General features: G+C 70.7%; 17 protein-coding genes. 14 read left to right on the forward strand and 3 right to left on the reverse strand.

What is annotated here, in order from left to right; genetic code table 11:
* Positions 1–1,506, reverse strand: coding sequence for a glutamate-cysteine ligase family protein (locus ACWA14_RS13225; protein ID WP_463794283.1), 1,506 nt, complete (start codon positions 1,504–1,506; stop codon positions 1–3).
* 120 nt (positions 1,507–1,626) lie between these two features.
* Here ACWA14_RS13225 and ACWA14_RS13230 point away from each other — a divergent pair, with 120 nt between their 5' ends.
* Genes ACWA14_RS13230 through ACWA14_RS13245 form a run of 4 tightly spaced genes read left to right on the forward strand, consistent with a single transcriptional unit; the run spans position 1,627 to position 5,585 of the window.
* Positions 1,627–2,478, forward strand: coding sequence for a tryptophan 2,3-dioxygenase (locus ACWA14_RS13230; protein WP_463794286.1), 852 nt, complete (start codon positions 1,627–1,629; stop codon positions 2,476–2,478).
* A complete protein-coding gene (locus ACWA14_RS13235) occupies positions 2,478–3,518 on the forward strand; it encodes an amidohydrolase family protein (RefSeq protein WP_463794288.1) in 1,041 nt (346 codons plus the stop codon). The genes ACWA14_RS13230 and ACWA14_RS13235 overlap by 1 nt, the downstream gene beginning before the upstream one ends.
* A 1-nt stretch (position 3,519) precedes the next feature.
* On the forward strand, positions 3,520–4,752 hold the full coding sequence (locus ACWA14_RS13240) for a kynureninase (protein WP_463794291.1): 1,233 nt from the start codon (positions 3,520–3,522) through the stop codon (positions 4,750–4,752).
* Positions 4,749–5,585 (forward strand): PaaX family transcriptional regulator, encoded by an 837-nt coding sequence (locus tag ACWA14_RS13245; RefSeq protein ID WP_463794294.1) that lies wholly within the window; start codon positions 4,749–4,751, stop codon positions 5,583–5,585. Before ACWA14_RS13240 ends, ACWA14_RS13245 begins: the two co-directional genes overlap by 4 nt.
* 10 nt (positions 5,586–5,595) lie before the next feature.
* Here ACWA14_RS13245 and ACWA14_RS13250 read toward each other — a convergent pair whose 3' ends face one another.
* Complete coding sequence (locus ACWA14_RS13250; protein ID WP_463794296.1) at positions 5,596–6,603, reverse strand: LacI family DNA-binding transcriptional regulator; 1,008 nt, start codon at positions 6,601–6,603, stop codon at positions 5,596–5,598.
* Between the two features lie 165 nt (positions 6,604–6,768).
* Here ACWA14_RS13250 and ACWA14_RS13255 point away from each other — a divergent pair, with 165 nt between their 5' ends.
* From ACWA14_RS13255 to ACWA14_RS13275, 5 genes are all read left to right on the forward strand, one after another.
* A complete protein-coding gene (locus ACWA14_RS13255; protein ID WP_463794298.1) occupies positions 6,769–8,061 on the forward strand; it encodes an extracellular solute-binding protein in 1,293 nt (430 codons plus the stop codon).
* Entirely contained in the window at positions 8,042–8,989 is a 948-nt protein-coding gene (locus ACWA14_RS13260; protein ID WP_463794300.1) for a carbohydrate ABC transporter permease, read from the forward strand. Before ACWA14_RS13255 ends, ACWA14_RS13260 begins: the two co-directional genes overlap by 20 nt.
* On the forward strand, positions 8,986–9,858 hold the full coding sequence (locus ACWA14_RS13265) for a carbohydrate ABC transporter permease (RefSeq protein WP_463794303.1): 873 nt from the start codon (positions 8,986–8,988) through the stop codon (positions 9,856–9,858). Before ACWA14_RS13260 ends, ACWA14_RS13265 begins: the two co-directional genes overlap by 4 nt.
* A gap of 2 nt (positions 9,859–9,860) precedes the next feature.
* On the forward strand, positions 9,861–12,209 hold the full coding sequence (locus ACWA14_RS13270) for a beta-xylosidase/alpha-l-arabinosidase (protein ID WP_463794305.1): 2,349 nt from the start codon (positions 9,861–9,863) through the stop codon (positions 12,207–12,209).
* A 154-nt stretch (positions 12,210–12,363) separates the two neighbouring features.
* The gene (locus ACWA14_RS13275; protein ID WP_463794307.1) at positions 12,364–12,570 is read left to right on the forward strand and encodes a CsbD family protein; all 207 of its coding nucleotides are present in this window, start codon (positions 12,364–12,366) and stop codon (positions 12,568–12,570) included.
* An 80-nt stretch (positions 12,571–12,650) separates the two neighbouring features.
* On the opposite strand, the gene ACWA14_RS13280 is transcribed toward ACWA14_RS13275, so the two are convergent.
* A complete protein-coding gene (locus tag ACWA14_RS13280) occupies positions 12,651–12,815 on the reverse strand; it encodes a hypothetical protein (RefSeq protein WP_463794310.1) in 165 nt (54 codons plus the stop codon).
* 122 nt (positions 12,816–12,937) lie between these two features.
* Between ACWA14_RS13280 and ACWA14_RS13285 the strand changes: the two genes are divergently transcribed.
* The 5 genes from ACWA14_RS13285 to ACWA14_RS13305 all read left to right on the forward strand — a co-directional run bounded on the left by ACWA14_RS13285 (position 12,938) and on the right by ACWA14_RS13305 (position 16,920).
* Positions 12,938–13,204: a DUF7218 family protein gene (locus ACWA14_RS13285; RefSeq protein WP_463794312.1), complete on the forward strand. Its 267-nt coding sequence runs from the start codon at positions 12,938–12,940 to the stop codon at positions 13,202–13,204.
* A 10-nt stretch (positions 13,205–13,214) separates the two neighbouring features.
* The gene (locus ACWA14_RS13290; RefSeq protein ID WP_463794314.1) at positions 13,215–14,297 is read left to right on the forward strand and encodes a carboxylate-amine ligase; all 1,083 of its coding nucleotides are present in this window, start codon (positions 13,215–13,217) and stop codon (positions 14,295–14,297) included.
* A gap of 43 nt (positions 14,298–14,340) precedes the next feature.
* Entirely contained in the window at positions 14,341–15,717 is a 1,377-nt protein-coding gene (locus tag ACWA14_RS13295) for an MFS transporter (protein WP_463794316.1), read from the forward strand.
* Complete coding sequence (locus tag ACWA14_RS13300) at positions 15,714–16,538, forward strand: endo alpha-1,4 polygalactosaminidase (protein ID WP_463794318.1); 825 nt, start codon at positions 15,714–15,716, stop codon at positions 16,536–16,538. The genes ACWA14_RS13295 and ACWA14_RS13300 overlap by 4 nt, the downstream gene beginning before the upstream one ends.
* Positions 16,539–16,668: 130 nt before the next feature.
* The gene (locus tag ACWA14_RS13305) at positions 16,669–16,920 is read left to right on the forward strand and encodes a hypothetical protein (RefSeq protein ID WP_463794321.1); all 252 of its coding nucleotides are present in this window, start codon (positions 16,669–16,671) and stop codon (positions 16,918–16,920) included.
* The last annotated feature ends 206 nt before the right edge of the window (positions 16,921–17,126 follow it).

Consider the following 17,126-nt stretch of genomic DNA (forward strand, 5'->3'; position numbering starts at 1 on the left):
TCAGTGCGTCCAGGTGTGCACGGGCTCGCCGACGTGCGCGCGCTCGAGATAGTCCGCCAGCATGCCCCGCAGCGCGTCGGGCCGTGACGCGCCGGAGCGTTCGCGGGCCGCGACGTTCTCCCGCTGCCAGACCGCACCGTTGCGCCCGGTGAGGCAGCGCTGCTCGATGATGCCGAGGTAGCGATCGCGGACCTCGGGGTCGACACCGTAGGCGTCCAGCCCCTCGGCGGCCGCCGGCAACAGCCGTCGCAGCACCAGCTCGGTCGGGCTGATCCAGCCGACCTCCGGCCAGTACAACCGCGACTCCATGCCGCCGCGTGCCCCCGCGCGCAGGTTCTCGGCCGCGGCGTCGAAGGTCATCTGCGTCCAGATCGGACGGTCGGCCTCGGCGATGGTGCGCACGAGGCCGTAGTAGAACGCGGCATCCGCCACGACGTCGACGACGGTCGGCCCCGCCGGCAGCACCCGGTTCTCGAGGCGCAGATGCGCGGTCCCGCTCGCAGCGTCATAGATCGGACGGTTCCAGCGATAGACCGTGCCGTTGTGCATGCGCAGCTCGGCGAGCTCCGGCGCACGCCCCTCGTCCAGAGCCGCGAACGGATCCTCGTCCGAGGACACGGGCAGCAGCGCGGGGAAGTACCGGGAGTTCTCCTCGAAGAGGTCGAAGATCGACGTCACCCACCGCTCGCCGAACCAGACGCGGGGCCGCACGCCCTGATTCTTCAGCTCCTGCGAACGGGTGTCGGTCGCCTGTTCGAACATCGGGATCCGCGTCTCGTGCCACAGCGCCTTCCCGGCGAAGAACGGGGAGTTCGCCGCCAGCGCCACCTGCACGCCCGCGATCGACTGAGCCGCGTTCCAGTACGCGGCGAACGACTCGGGAGCGACCTGCAGATGCAGCTGCACGGAGGTGCACGCGGCCTCGGGGAGGATGGTGTCGCAGACCATCGCGAGCCGCTCGCCGGGTCGATCATCGCCGAGGGCGACGCCGTCGAGCTGCAACTCGATGTCCTCGCCGCGCGCCGAGAGGATCTGCTGACCGAGCAGGCTGTACCGCGGGTCGGCCGAGAACCAGCGCTCGGTGAAGTGGGTCTCGTCGAGCGTCGGCAGCATCCCGATCATCGCCAGGCCGCTGCCGGCCGATCGCGCCCGCTCGTCGGCCACCTCGAGCGCGCCGCTCAGCGCGGTCTCGAGCTCGCGGAGATGTCCGTGGCCGATCGGGCGCGGTGCCACATTGATCTCGACGTTGAAGCGGGCGAGCTCCGTCTGGAAGGCGGGAGAGGCGATGGCGTCGAGCACCGCGTCGTTCCCCCGCGCCGGCGCACCCTGTTCGTCGACAAGGTTCAGTTCGATCTCCAGGCCGAGCTGCGAGTCCGGGGCGTCCACGGCCGCGAATCGCCCATCCGCGAGCATGGATGCCAGGGCGTCGAGGCATCGCTCGGTCCTGGCGCGGAACTGCGTACGGTCCTGGCGCGTGAACGTGCGCGCCTCGATGCTGTCACCCATACGCCGACGGTATCCACCGTCCGCCTCTCCGTCGAGGAAGGGTTCCCATATTTCATTATTGTGACGATCGACACGCTTGCTATATGTTCGTGGGTGCCCATCCCGAACAGGAAGCGACCCATGAGCCCCGAGAACGAACGCGCCCTGGAAGACGGCATCGTCACCGATCTGTCGGGTCGCATGACCTACGGCTCGTACCTGTCGCTGGATCAGCTGCTCACGGCGCAGAACCCGGTGAGCCTGCCCGAGCACCATGACGAACTGCTGTTCATCATCCAGCATCAGACCACCGAGCTCTGGCTCAAGCAGCTGCTGCACGAGCTGTCGTCCGCCCGCGTGCTGCTGGCGAGCGACGACCTGCGCGAGGCGCTGAAGCGTGTCGCCAGGGTCAAGAAGATCCAGGATGTGATGACGCAGCAGTGGGCGATCCTCGCGACGCTCACCCCGACCGAGTACGCGCAGTTCCGCGGAGCCCTCGGCAACTCCTCCGGCTTCCAGTCGGTGCAGTACCGCGCGGTGGAATTCGCCCTGGGCAACAAGAACGAGAAGATGCTGAGCGTCTTCCAGGACCACCCGGCGAACCACGCGCTGCTCACGGCCGAGTGGGAGAAGCCCACGCTGTACGACGAGTTCCTGCGCTACGCCTCCCGACGGGGTCTTCCGGTCCCCGCCTCGATCCTCGACCGCGATGTGCGCGAGCCGTATCGCGAGACGCCCGAGCTGGTCCCCGCGATCCGCGAGATCTACCGGAGCCACCAGGAGCACTGGGACCTCTACGAGGCGTGCGAAGACCTGGTCGACCTCGAGGACAACTTCCAGTTCTGGCGCTTCCGCCATCTCAAGACCGTCGCCCGCACGATCGGCATGAAGGTCGGCACCGGCGGATCGAGCGGCGTGGGCTTCCTGCAGCGCGCGCTGGATCTGACCTTCTTCCCGGAGCTCTACACCGTGCGCACGGAGATCGGCGGCTGATGTTCGCGGTCGCGTTCTTCGACGGCGCGGACTGGCGCGAGGGCGTCGTCGACCACCCTGCAGGACGGGTGCGTCTGCGCGACGACATCCCCTCGGCGGATCTCCCCCGCCTCGACGGCGTGATCTGCGGCGGATTCACCGACCACCACGTGCACCTGCAGCTCGTCGATCACGCGCTGCTCGCCGGTTCGACGCTCGGACGCGTGGTCGACCTCGGCGCGAATCCCGATGTGGTCGCCGCGCTGGCCGTTCACAATTCAGTCAGAACGCCGTCGAACGGGGCTTTCGAGGCCGTTTCGGGGCGGGGCGGGGCCAATCGTCCTGAATCGTGTACGCCGCACCTGCCGGACATCCGTTTCGCGGGCGCGTTCCTGACCCCGCCGGGCGGGTATCCCTCGGACCGGGAGTGGGCGCCCGAGGGCGCCGTCCGGGAGATCGCCGACGCGGATGCCGCGCGAGAGGCCGTCGCGGAGATGGCGGATGCCGGCGCCTCGTGCATCAAGATCGCGAGCAACGCGCACGCCGGCCCGGTGTTCGACGACGCGCTGTTCCGCGCGATCGTCGAGCGCGCCGAGACCCACGGCCTGCCCGTCGTCGCGCACGCCGAGGGGCGCGGCGAGGCTCAGCGCGCCGCCCGCCTCGGCGTCGCGCAGCTGGCCCACGCCCCGTTCACGGAGCGCCTCGACGATGCCGAGATCGCGGCGCAGGCGGCCTCCGTCGTGTGGATCTCGACGGTCGCGATCCACAGCGGCGCCGACCTGCACGTCGCACTCGACAACGTCCGCCGCTTCCACTCCGCCGGCGGCACCGTGCGCTACGGCACCGACATGGGCAACGGCCCCACGCCGGTCGGGCTCAACGCCGCCGAGATCGCGGCACTCCGCGCGGCCGGTCTCGACACCGCGGCGGTGCTGCGCGCGCTCGCGCCCCTCGACCCGCTCGACCCGACATCCCCCCTGCTGTTCTTCCCGGGGGCAGACCCCGCCGCGGCCGATCCCGTCCGTGCCCGCCCCCTCACCCCCGCCGATCTGAAGGTGTGACATGACCGATCCTCTCGCCGCCCGCCTGCTCGACGACGCCCGCGCTCTCGACGCCGTCGATCCGCTGCACGCCCACCTCGGCGCCTTCGCCGAGGCACCCGGTGTCCACGCCTACCTCGACGGCAACTCGCTCGGACGCCCGCTGCGCGACGTCCCCGAGAAGATCGCGCAGTTCGTGCGGGAGGACTGGGGCACGCGGCTGATCCGCTCCTGGGACGAGCAGTGGATGGCACTGCCGATGGCGCTGGGAGATCGGATCGGCCGCCTCACGCTCGGTGCCGCGGCGGGGCAGACCGTGGTGGCCGACTCGACCAGCGTCCTGATCTACAAGCTCCTGCGCGCGGCCCTCGGCGCGGCGAGCGACGGCCGCACCGAGATCGTGATGGAGGCGGGCAACTTCCCCACCGATCGTTTCCTGGCGGCGGGCGTCGCGGCCGAGACCGGCATGACGCTGCGCTGGCTGGAACCGGATCCGGTGCACGGCGTCACGGTCGCGGACGTCGCCGCCGTCGTCTCCGATCGCACCGCACTGGTCTCGCTGAGCCATGTCGACTACCGCTCCGGCGCCCTCGCCGACATGCCCGCCATCACGGATGCCGTGCACGAGGCGGGCGCCCTGATGATGTGGGACCTGTGCCATTCCGCGGGCGTGGTGCCGATGCAGCTCGACGCGTGGGGCGTCGACATCGCGGTCGGCTGCACGTACAAGTACCTCAACGGCGGCCCGGGGTCGCCCGCGTTCGCGTACCTGCGACACGGGCTGCAGGGCGTGCTGCGTCAGCCGATCCACGGCTGGTGGAGCGCGGCCGACATCTTCGCGATGGGCCCGGAGTATGTGCCGGCGGACGACATCCGGCAGCTGCTGAGCGGCACCCCGCCCATCACCTCCCTGCTCGCGATGCAGGGGATGCTCGATCTGATCGAGCAGGCGACGGTCGACGCCGTCCGTGCGAAGTCGGTCTCGCTGACCGAGCTCGCCGTGCGGGCCTACGACGAGGTGCTCGCCCCGCGGGGTGTGCGGCTGCTGAGCCCCCGCGATGCGGACCGGCGCGGAGGTCACGTCACGATCGGGCACCCCGACTTCCGCGCCGTGACCGCGCGGCTGTGGGAGGACGGCATCATCCCCGACTTCCGCTTCCCCGACGGCATCCGACTCGGTCTGTCTCCGTTGAGCACCTCGCACGTGGAGACCGTGACCGGCGTGCTCGCGGTCCGCGACGCCCTACCCGCATGACGGATCACCCCGCGCCCGACCGCGAGCGCAGTGCGGTGCCGGATGACATCGACGCGCGCCCCGGCAGCACGTCCTCCCTGCTGCGCACGGTCGTCGGGCTGTTCCTGCGCCCCCTCGGCGGGTGGATCTCCACGGCCGATCTCGTCGCACTCGCGGTCGACCTCGGCATCGCCACGGCCCCGGCGCGCACCGCCGTCACGCGCCTCAAGCAGAAGGGGCTGCTGTTGTCCGAGCGCGACGGGGTGCCGGGATACCGTCTGAACCCCGCCGCCGTCCCGATGCTCGAGCGCGGGGACCGGCGCATCTTCGCGATGCGCGAGATGCACGACGACGACCCCTGGTGCCTGGTGTCGTTCTCGATCCCGGAGAGCGCCCGCAGCGTGCGCCATCAGCTGCGGCGCCGACTCCAGTTCATCGGTGCGGGCACGGTGTCGCCGGCGCTGTGGATGTGCCCCGGTCATCTGCACGACGAGGTCGCTCAGATCGTCGACGAGCTCGACGCCCGCGACTGGGTCACCCTGTTCCGTGCGTCGACACCGCAGACCGCGCTCCCCCTCGCCGACGCCGCCGCCCGATGGTGGGATCTCGAGGCGCTGGCGGCCGAGCACCGCGTGTTCCAGGAGTCGCTGCCGCTGCTTCCCTCCGCCCCGTTCCCCGCGTACGTGCGCCTGATCGACAGCTGGCGGGTGCTCCCCTACGTCGACCCCGGCCTGCCGCCGTCGATGCTGCCCGAGGGCTGGCCGGGGCGCCGGAGCTTCGAGGAGTTCGCCCGGCTCTCGGCGGAGCTGGCCGCCCCTGCCGCCGCGCACGTGCACGCCGCGATCGGCCGCTGACTCCCGTCTCTCAGCCCCCGGGCCGCAGGGGCGCCGTGGTCGCGCGCACGACGAGCCGCGTGGGCAGGATCACGTGCATCTGCTCGACGGGTCGCCCGGCGAGCAGCGCGAACACCATCTCGGCGGCGACGCTCCCGAGCCGCCGCATGGGCTGCTGGATCGTCGTCAGCGGCAGCGCGCGGCGAGAGGCCTCCGGCACGTCGTCGAAGCCGATCACCGAGAGGTCGTCCGGCACGCGCAGCCCGAGCTCATGGGCGACGTCGATCACCGCGATCGCCGAGAGGTCGTTCGCGGCGAAGACGGCCGTGGGGCGCGCGGGGCCGGCGAGCAGCAGCCGCGCGGAGTCGCGCGTGGTCTCGAGCTCGTAGCGTCCGGCGCGGATCAGGTCGGGGTCGACCGGGATGCCGGCATCGCTGAGCGCCCGGCGGTAGCCGGCGTCGCGCAGTCCCGCCGATCGGAGGTCGGGCCGCCCGCCGAGGAAGCTGATCCGGCGGTGGCCGAGGTCGAGCAGATGGCGCGTGGCGGTCAGCGCACCCCCGAAGCTGTCCGATTCCACGGTCGGGAGGTCGGCGCGGCCCGTGTGCGGGTCGATCGCGACGACGGGGATCTCGGTCGATGCCCCCACGACGGTCGGCGTGACCATGATCGCGGCGTCGACGAGCGTGCCGGAGAGCCTGCTCAGGGATCGGCGCTCCCACCCCTCCCCCGCACCGTGGCGGGAGCCGCTGTAGGCCAACAGGTCGAACGCGGTGTCGTGGACTGCGGCTCCGACACCCTTCAGGATCTCGGCGCTGAACGGCTCGAAGTCGGCCAGCAGCACCCCGATCACCCCGGTGCGGCGCGCACGCATGCTGCTCGCGACCAGACTCGACTCGTAGCCGAGCTCGCGCACCGTGTCGAGCACCCGCTGCACCGTGGCATCCGCGATCCCGTAGCGCCCGTTCACGGCCTTCGAGACGGTCGACACCGACACCCCTGCCGCCTTCGCGACGTCGTGGATGGTGGTTCTGCCGCTCATGGTTGCTCACTGTAGCCCCTGCGCGATGCGCGATGGAAACTGTTTTCGAAAACGTTTGACGCGGCTCGGATTCGCCAAGAGACTGCTTCCCACCACGCTCTCACCCTGCAGCCGTGGGCGCCCCGCATCGACGCGGCGCACATTCTCGATGAGGAGAACGATCACATGAACAGCAGAAGGATTTCCCTCGTCTCCGCGGCCGCGATCGCCGCCGTCGGAGCGCTGACCCTGAGCGGATGCACCGCCGGGGGATCCGACGGCGGCGGCGACGGAACCGCGATGACGCTCTGGCACAACTCCACCACCGGACCGGGCGTGGAGTTCTGGGAGAAGACCGTCGCGGATTTCGAAGAGGCGAACCCCGGGGTGACGATCGACGTCCAGTCGATCCAGAACGAAGACCTCGACGGCAAGCTCCAGACCGCGCTGAACTCGGGCGATGCCCCCGACATCTTCCTCCAGCGCGGCGGCGGCAAGATGGCAGCCATGGTGAAGGCCGGCCAGGTGAAGGACCTGACGGACGCGATCACCGGTCCGGCGGCGGAGGAGATCCCGGATGCCGCGTACTCCGCGAGCAGCCTCGACGACAAGATCTACGCGATGCCCGTGGCCGTGCTGCCCGGCGGGCTCTTCTACAGCCAGGATCTCTTCGACGAGGCGGGCATCACCGAGAACCCGACCACGCTCACCGAGCTGGAGGACGCCACCGCCAAGCTGCGGGCCGCCGGCATCGAGCCCGTCGCGCTCGGCGCGAAGGACGCCTGGCCCGCCGCGCACTGGTACTACTGGATGGCGCTGCGCGAGTGCAGCCCGGAGACGCTGGCGCAGGCAGCCGATGAGATGAACTTCGACGACGAGTGCTGGCTGCGGGCCGGGGAGAACCTGCAGGCGTTCGCCGACACCGAGCCCTTCAACTCCGGATTCCTCACGACCGCCGCCCAGCAGGGCGCCGGAAGCTCCGCGGGCCTCATCGCCAACCGTCAGGCCGGCATGGAGCTGATGGGCGCGTGGAACCCCGGCGTCATCAGCTCGCTGACCCCGGACCAGAAGCCGCTCCCCGACCTCGCCTGGTTCCCGTTCCCCGAGATCGAGGGCGGTGAAGGTCTTCCCGGCTCGATGATGGGCGGCGTCGACGGATACTCCTGCTCGGTGGACGCCCCGGACGCGTGCGTCGACTTCCTCAACTATCTCGGCACGTCCGAGGTGCAGACCGCCTACTACACGGCGTTCAACGCCCCGCCGGTGAACACCGTGGCGCAGGAAGCGGTCACCGAGCCGTACCTGCAGGCGATCCTCGAGGCGTACAACGCCGCCCCGTACGCCTCGCAGTGGCTCGACACCGTCTACGGCCAGAACGTCGGCAACGCGCTGAACGTCGCCGTGGTCACCATGCTCGCCGGTCAGGGAACCCCGGAGGACATCGTCAAGGCCGTTCAGGATGCCGCAGCGAAGGCATAAGGCGGCCGCCCGGCTGGAAGTGATCCTTCTGGCCGGGCCCGCCCTGATCGTCTTCCTCGCCTTCGTCATCTTCCCGGTGCTGATGGCGGCCTACTACGGCTTCTTCAGCTGGCAGGGGTACGGCTCTCCCACGGACTTCGTCGGTCTGCGGAACTATCTGACGATCCTGCAGGACCCGCTGTTCCACGACGCGCTGATCCACAACGGTTTCATCCTCGTGATGTCGCTCGTGCTGCAGGGGCCGGCGGCCGTGCTGCTGGCCCTGCTGCTGAACCGACGCATGCGCGGGCAGTCCCTGATCCGCGTGCTGATCTTCATCCCCTACGTCATCTCCGAGGTCGTGGTCGGGACGGGCTGGAGCCTGATGCTGCAGACCAGCGGGGCGTTCAACGACCTGCTGACCGGGATGGGCCTGGGGTTCCTGGCGAACGACTGGCTCTCGAACCCCGACATCGCGATCTGGACCCTGATGGTGATCATCACGTGGAAGTACGTCGGCTTCGCGGTCATCCTGTTCCTCGCGGGCCTGCAGGGCATTCCGGAGGAGTTGCACGAGGCCGCGGCGATCGACGGCGCCTCCTACTGGCAGATCCAGTGGAGCATCACGCTGCCGCTGCTGGCTCCGACCCTGCGCATCTGGGCGTTCCTGTCGATCATCGGCTCGCTGCAGCTGTTCGACCTCGTCTACATCATCTGGGGGCAGTACATCGCCTCGACCGCCGGCACCTCCACGATGGCGACCTACATGGTGTCGGAGGGGCGCAACGCCGGCAACTTCGGATACGGCAACGCCGTGGCCGTCGTGCTGTTCCTGATCTCGCTCGTGGTCGCGCTCATCTACCAGCGGGCGATCCTGCGGCGCGACACCGACGGCGCGCTGACCGGCGCGGCCGCCCCGACCACCGCAAAGAAGAGGAGGACGCGATGACCGCCACCTCGGTACTCGTCACCCAGGGGGCAGGACGCCGGGTGCGCGCCCGACTGCCCTGGGCCAACCCCGCCGTGTACGTCGTCGCGCTGGTCGTGGTCGGGCTCATGCTCGCACCGATCGCGTACATCATCGTCGGCGGCTTCCGCACGAACGCGCAGATCACCACCGATCCCGCGGGCCTTCCCCAGCCCTGGGTGTTCTCGAACTACGTCGACGTGATCACCGGCGGGATCTTCTGGCGGCAGGTGATGAACTCCACGATCGTCGCCCTGTGCACCACGCTGGGCGCGGTCGCGCTGGGGCTGATGGCCGCGTACGTGCTCGCGCGCTATCGCTTCGTCGGGCGCGGGGTGCTCTACGCCTTCTTCGCCGCCGGGCTGATGTTCCCGTTGACGGTCGCGATCACGCCGCTGTACATCGTGGTGCGCAATCTCGGCCTGATGAACTCGCTCGGCGGCGTGATCCTTCCCCAGATCGCCTTCGCCCTGCCGACCACGATCATCATCCTGGTGCCGTTCCTGCGGGCGATCCCGGACGAGATCCAGGAGGCCGCGTTCATCGACGGATGCAGCCGGATCGGATTCTTCTGGCGGATGGTGCTCCCCCTGTCGCTCCCGGGCGTGATCACGACCGGCATCCTGGCCTTCATCGGCAGCTGGAACGGGTACCTGCTGCCGCTGTTCGTGCTCAACGACGCCGCTGCGTTCACCCTCCCGCTCGGCGTGCAGTCCTTCGCGTCGCAGTACTCCGTCGACACCGCGAAGGTGCTCGCCTTCACCTCGCTCTCGATGATCCCCGCGCTGATCTTCTTCAGCCTGTTCGAGCGTCGCATCGTCGGCGGTCTGACCGGCGCGGTCAAGGGCTGAGCATGTCGATCGACTCTCCACAGAAAGTGACCACCGTGTCCGACCCCCGCACCCGCCCCCGGTTCTCCCCTCGCGTGGAGGATCTCCTGACCCGGATGACGCTCGAGGAGAAGCAGTCGCAGCTCGTCGGGTTCTGGGTCGACCAGGGCGAGGAGGTCGTGGCGCCCATGGCGGGCGAGAAGCGGACGTCGGCTCGCTACGAGGAGGCGACCGCGCACGGCATCGGGCACCTCACCCGCGTGTACGGCACGCGTCCGGTGGATCCGATCGAGCGCGCACGCTGGCTGTGGGCGGAACAGGCCCGACTGCAGCGGGAGACCCGACTGGGGATCCCGGCGATCGTGCACGAGGAAGTCCTGACCGGGCTGGCCGCGTGGAAGGCGGCGACCTTCCCCACCCCGCTCGCCTGGGGCGCGTCGTTCGACCCGGAGCTGGTCGGTGAGATCGGCCGCGCGATCGGTTCCTCCATGGCGGCCCTGGGCATCCACCAGGGGCTCGCCCCCGTGCTCGACGTGATCCGGGACCCGCGGTGGGGGCGGGTGGACGAGTGCATCGCCGAGGATCCCCTCGTGGTCGGCACGATCGGCACGGCGTTCGTCCGCGGCCTGCAGTCGCAGGGGGTGCACGCCACGCTCAAACACTTCGTGGGCTACTCGGCCTCGCGCGCCGGCCGCAATCACGCGCCCGTCCATGCGGGCACGCGGGAGATCGAGGACGTCCTGCTGCCGCCGTTCGAGATGGCGATCCGCGAGGGCGGCGCCCGGAGCGTGATGAACTCCTACTCCGACATCGACGGGGTGCCGGTCGCCGCCGATCCGCACTACCTCCACGGCGTCCTGCGCGAGCGCTGGGGGTTCGACGGCGTCGTGGTGTCGGACTACTTCGCCGTCGACTTCCTTCGAACCATGCATCGGGTCGCCGAGACGCCGGCGGCGGCCGCGGCCCTCGCGATCACGGCCGGCATCGATGTCGAGCTCCCCTCGCCCGACGCCTTCCTCACGCTCGCGGCGCAGGTGCGGAGCGGCACACTCGCACCCGAACTCCTCGACCGGGCCGTCGGCCGGGTGCTCGCGGAGAAGGAGGAGCTCGGGCTGCTGGATGCCGACTTCACGACGCCGCCCACGCAGGTCGACCTCGATTCGGCGGCGCACCGCGCGCTCGCCCGACGCCTCGCCGAGGAGTCGCTCGTCCTGCTGAGCAACGACGGCGTGCTGCCCGTGGACCCGCGCACCGAGAGCACCATCGCCGTGATCGGGCCCAACGCCGACAGCTCCGAGGCGCTGATGGGGTGCTACTCGTTCGTGAACCATGTGCTGGCGCATCACCCGGGCGTGCCGGAGGGCATCGACCTGCCCACCGTGCTCGACGGGCTGCGCGCGGCGCTCCCCGCCGCGACCCTCACGCATACCCCGGGGTGTGCGGTCGAGGGCGATGACCGCAGCGGCTTCCCCGCCGCCGTCGCCCAGGCATCCGCCGCCGACCTGGCGATCGTGGTGATCGGCGATCGCGCCGGCCTCTTCGGTCGCGGGACCGTGGGCGAGGGCAACGACGTCGACACCCTGGAGCTGCCCGGCGTGCAGCGCGAACTCGTCGAGGCGCTCGTCGCCACCGGCACCCCGGTCGTCCTGGTCGCGCTCACGGGGCGCCCCTATGCGCTCGAGTGGGCGCTGCCGCCGCGGGACATCGCGACCGGGGCGACCGCGGGGCTCGGGTCGGTGAACTCCCCCGCCACCGACGAGACCGTCGCCGCGCAGGGGACGGCGCGGCCGGCGGCCGTGCTGCAGTCCTTCTTCCCCGGCGAGGAGGGCGGTCCCGCCCTGGCCCGTGTGCTGACCGGCCTGGTGGCTCCGTCGGGACGGCTCCCCGTCTCCCTCCCCCGCGCCGCCGGCGCGCAGCCGTACTCGTACCTGCACCCGGTGCTCGGCGGGCGCACGGATGTGACCAGCGTCGACCCCGCCCCCGTCCGCCCCTTCGGTTTCGGGCTGAGCTACACCCGCTTCGCGCACACGGAGCTGCAGACGGCGGCATCCGTGGTCGGCGGAGCGGTGTTCCGCGTGTCGGTGGAGGTGCGCAACGCGGGGCCGCGCGCCGGCACGGATGTCGTGCAGCTGTACGCCCACGACGAGGTCGCCAGCGTCGCGCGGCCCGTGGCGCAGCTGGTCGCCTTCCGGCGGGTGGCTCTCGAGGCCGGCGAGTCCCGGCGGGTGGAGTTCGACGTGCCCGCCGACCGCCTCGCCTTCACCGGCATCGACGGCGTCCGCCGGGTGGAGCCGGGCCGCATCCGGCTGTGGGTGGGCGAGGCGTGCGACCACGAGGAGACCGTGACGACGATCGACATCGTGGCGGGCTGAGCCGACCGATGGAGGCGGAGCGTCGACGCGGACGGCGGTGCGCGGTGCCGCAGAGTGCTGTCACGCGGAGTCGCGGTTGTCAATCCCGTGGTGGGATGTCGCCGGTGGTGCGACGGTGGTCTCTCCATCGATCCATCGAGGAGAGGAGCACGCCATGAGCGCTGCAGACGACGTGAAGAACGCCGCCGAGAAGGCCGCAGGCAAGGCCAAGGAGGCGACCGGAAAGGTCACCGACAACGAGAAGCTCGAGGCCGAGGGCCGCGGCGATCAGGCTCACGCCTCCGCCAAGCAGGCCGGCCAGAATGTGAAGGACGCCGCCGAGAAGACCGGCGAGAACGTCCGAGACGCATTCAAGGAGTGAGAACCACGCGCGATGCGGGTCTCACTCCTTGAATTCGTTCTGAGGGTGAGACCCGCATCGTGCGGGCCTCACGGCCTGAGTCAGACCTTGCTGCGGCCACCGATGGCGCGGATCAACCAGGCGATCACGGCGATGGCGAGCAGGACGAGTCCGACCCACAGCAGGAACTGCAGCGACTGCACGAGTCCACCGGTGATCGCGAGGATCACGGCGACGACGATGACGATGATGAGGAGGATGTTCATCGGGTTTCCCTTCTTCCGGGGCTGGGCACCCCGATTGCGGTCCTCACACTAGTCGCGGGCCGCCGGTTCCCCGGAGGGGGTTGACGTGGACACCTTCCGGATGCGTAGACAGGACGAGGATCATGCCAGGACCCCGGAACAACTCCCTGAAAGACCCGGAGCTCTATGAGGAGCTCCGCGAGGACGGCGCCTCGAAGGAGAAGGCCGCCCGCATCTCCAACGCGGCGGCGAAAGAGGGCCGGAGCGCCGTCGGACGCCGCGGCGGCGAGCACGGTGACTACGAGGACTGGACGGTCCCGCAGCTGCGTGCCCGTGCCAAGGAGCTCGGCCTCTCGGGGTACAGCTCCCTGCGCAAGGCGCAGCTGATCTCCGCGCTGCGAAACCACTAGGCGCCGCACGGTGGCGCGCTTCGGCATCGAGGAGGAGTTCGTCCTGCTCGACGAGCAGAGCCTCGGACCCATCGGAATCGGTGACACCGCCCGACAGGATCTCGCCGACCGGGCGACGTCGGGGCGGGTGCTCGCGGAGTATCTGACCTGCCAGGTCGAGTGCGTGACCGATCCCGTCCGCACCCGCGCGCAGGCGGAGGCCCAGCTGCGGCACCTGCGCGGGCTCCTCGGACGGACCGCCGCGCGGCACGGTGCTGTCGCGGCGGCATCCGGCACCGCCTACGCGACGACGGGAGCGCTCGTGATCTCTCCGTCTCCGCACTACGACGTGGTCGCCGCGCACCTGGCCCACATCACGCGCGGGCACGAGGTCAACGGGCTGCACGTGCACGTCGAGGTGACCGACGACGAGGAGCGCGTGCGGGCGCTCAACCGCCTGCGCGGCTGGCTGCCGCTGCTGCTCGCCCTCACCGGCAACAGCCCGTTCGGCGACGGCGTCGACACGCGCTTCGCGAGTTGGCGCAGCGTGGTGATCCGGCGCCTGCCGTCGTCCTGGATGCCCCCGCTCTTCCACGACCTCGACGACTACCACGCGCAGGTCGACCGGCTGCTCGAGATGCGTGCGCTCCCCGATCGCGCCTCGCTCTCCTGGGCCGCGCGGCTCTCGGAGCGCTTCCCCACGGTCGAGACGCGGGTCTTCGACGCGCAGTTGCACCCGGAGGACACGCTGTTCGCCGCCGCCCTGACGCGCGCGATCGTCGCGACACCCGAACTGCCCGCATCCGTCGTGCGCGTCGACGGACTCGACGCCTCGCTCTGGACCGCCGCCCGTCAGGGCATGGACGCCCGCCTGCTCGACCCCGGGACCGGCGAGGTGACGGACGCCTGGGCCCTCGCGACCCGACTGTGCGAGGCGGTCGGGGCCGCGCTCGACGAGCTCGGCGACGGAGCATTCGTGGAAGAACGGATGGCCGGCATCCGCGCCGAGGGGACCGGAGCCGAACGCCAGCGGAGAGCGTTCGCGACCGGCGGCGTGGCGGGGCTCCGGCGGCTCTACCGCGAGGGCACGGAGCCGTCTCCGTCCGCACCCTGAACGGAGCCGCCCCGGCCGCTGCGCGCGGGAGTATCGTCAGGCTGTGGCATCCTTCACCTCCCTGCAGCGACTCGTCATCTCGGTCGCGGTCCTCGCGTCCTTCGTCACCTTCCTCGACGGCACCGTGGTGACCGTGGCGCTCCCCGCGATCAGCGACGAGCTCGGCGGCGGGATCACCACCCAGCAGTGGGTGGTGGATGCCTACCTGATCACCCTGAGCGCGCTGATCCTGCTCGCCGGATCGGTCGCCGACGCGTACGGGCGCGTCGTCGTGATGCGCGTCGGCCTGATCGCCTTCGGCATCGCCTCGATCGCGGTCGCCGCGGCGTTCGATCCGATCAGCATGATCATCGCCCGCGCCGCGCAGGGCGCCGCCGGAGCGCTGCTGGTGCCGAGTTCGCTGGCCCTCATCACCGCGACGATGCGGGCGGACGCGCAATCCCGCGCGATCGGCGTATGGACGGCGTTCACCACGGCGGCCCAGCTCGTCGGCCCCTTGCTGGGCGGGCTGTTCGTGGACTTCCTGTCGTGGCGCTTCGTCTTCCTGATCAACGTGCTGCCCATCGGCATCACCCTGCTGCTGCTCGCCCGCCTGCACCTGCCGGAGCATCCGCGTGGGCTGCGGGTGGACTGGTGGAGCGGGGTGCTGTGCGCGGTCGGACTCGGCGCCGTGGTGTTCGCGCTGATCGAGCAGCCGAATCTCGGCTGGAGCTCGCCGGCCATCTGGCTCCCCGGCGTGCTGGGCGCGGCGCTGTTCACGGGCTTCCTGCTGCGCCAGCGCTCCTCGGCGACGCCGCTGATGCCGCTGTGGTTGTTCCGCGTGCGCGATTTCGGCTGGGGCAACATCGCGACGCTGTTCGTGTACGCCGCCCTGTCGCTCAGCGGCTTCGTGGTCGGGGTGTACCTGCAGCAGGGCGCGGGGCTCAGCGCCACCGCCGCGGGACTCGCCAGTCTGCCGATGACGATCCTCATGATCCTGCTGAGCTCCCGCGCGGGCGCCTGGGCCGGCCGGTTCGGGCCGCGCATCTTCATGACGGTCGGCCCGCTGGTGATGGCGGCCGGCGCCCTGCTCCTGCTCTTCGTGTCCACCGAGTTCGACTACTGGTGGCAGGTGCTGCCGGCGATGATCGTGATGGGCCTCGGCCTGTCGCTCACGGTCGCCCCGCTCACGGCCGCGATCCTCGGCGCGATCGACGAGTCGCACTCCGGCATCGCCTCGGCGGTCAACAACGCCGTCTCCCGCGTGGCCGGCCTTCTCGTGGTGGCGATGCTCTCCACGATCGTCGGCGGGGCACTCGACCTCGACGGCTTCCACAACGCGGCCTGGGTGACCGCCGCTCTCCTGATCGTCGGCGGAGTGGTGTCGTGGATCGGCATCCGACGGAACCCCGTCGAGCAGCCCGTGGAGGCCGGACAGTGAACCGCGCGATCGGCGCTGCGGGGCTCGTGGCCGCAGCGCTTCTCCTGGTGGGATGCGCGGTCGACGCATCCGCGGAGCCGACCGCCGGGCACCAGCGGGCGGCGCTCCCCGCCGGTGCGGTTCCGGACTACCAGCTCGGCGGCGCCTACGACCCGGCCGACGGGGTGGGGATCGTCGGGCGCGATCGGGAGGCGTCGCCCGCGGACGGGGTGTACTCGATCTGCTACGTCAACGGCTTCCAGACGCAACCCGGCGAGCTCGGCGGCTGGGACGAGGACCTGCTGCTGCACCGGGACGGCGTGCCGGTGTTCGACCCGGACTGGCCCGACGAAGTGCTGCTCGACACCTCCACCGCCGAACGTCGCGAACGGATCGCGGCGACCGTGATCCCGTGGATCGAGGGATGCGCGGAGGCCGGGTTCGCCGCGGTCGAGTTCGACAACCTCGACTCGTACACGCGATCGGACGGGGCGCTCTCCCTCGACGACAACCTCGCCCTGGCGTCCCTGCTGGTCACCGCGGCCCACGACTCCGGCCTCTCGGCGGGGCAGAAGAACGCCGCGGAGGACGCCGAGACGCTGCACGAGGCGGCAGGGTTCGACTTCGCGGTCAGCGAGGAGTGCGCCGTCTACCGGGAATGCGGGGTCTACACCGCGGTGTACGGCGATCAGGTGATCGACGTGGAGTACTCCGACGAGCTGCCGCGGCCGTTCACGGAGATGTGCGCCGACGAGGACGCGCCCGCATCGATGGTGCTGCGCGATCGCGACCTGGTCACCCCGGACGACGACGGCTACGTGTTCGAGACCTGCCCGGGGTGACCGCCGGAGACCATCCACGCGCACGCCTCCGTGTCAACACCCGCGCACGCCGGGCCGAGATGCGTGAAGCTGGAGTTCCGACCCCGGCAGGCCGCGCACGGCTCCGGGGCTTCCGACCGAGAGGACTCTCATGACCGACCCCCGCTCCTACCCCGAAGACCAGGGCCCGTTCGACGCAGCCGGTGAGGCACCCGCCGGCGAGAAGACGTTCACGGCGGACGACCCGGCGGCCCCTGACGCCGTGCAGTACGACGCGGACACGCAGGATGCCGGTTCCGCGGATGCCGACACCCGCGACCTCGACCACCCCGACGGCGGACTCGACCCGCTCGAGCTGGGCGACGAGACCGACGTCGACCCGGATCTCGGCATCTCGAACTGAGACACCGGAGACCGGACAGAGAGGCGCCGGCGGTCTGCTCCGGCCAGAAAGACGGGGCCGCAGACCACCGGCGCGCGGAGAATGGCAGAGAAGCCGCACCCTCGAAAGGCTTCTCGTGCGCCCGCAGACCCGACCATAGGTCGGCACCGATCCGGGGACGAGGGGCTTGCCGCCTCGGCCCTCCGTGCGATATATCGTGCTCGCGG

This window comes from Microbacterium sp. TW_SC_2 (genome assembly GCF_055361165.1).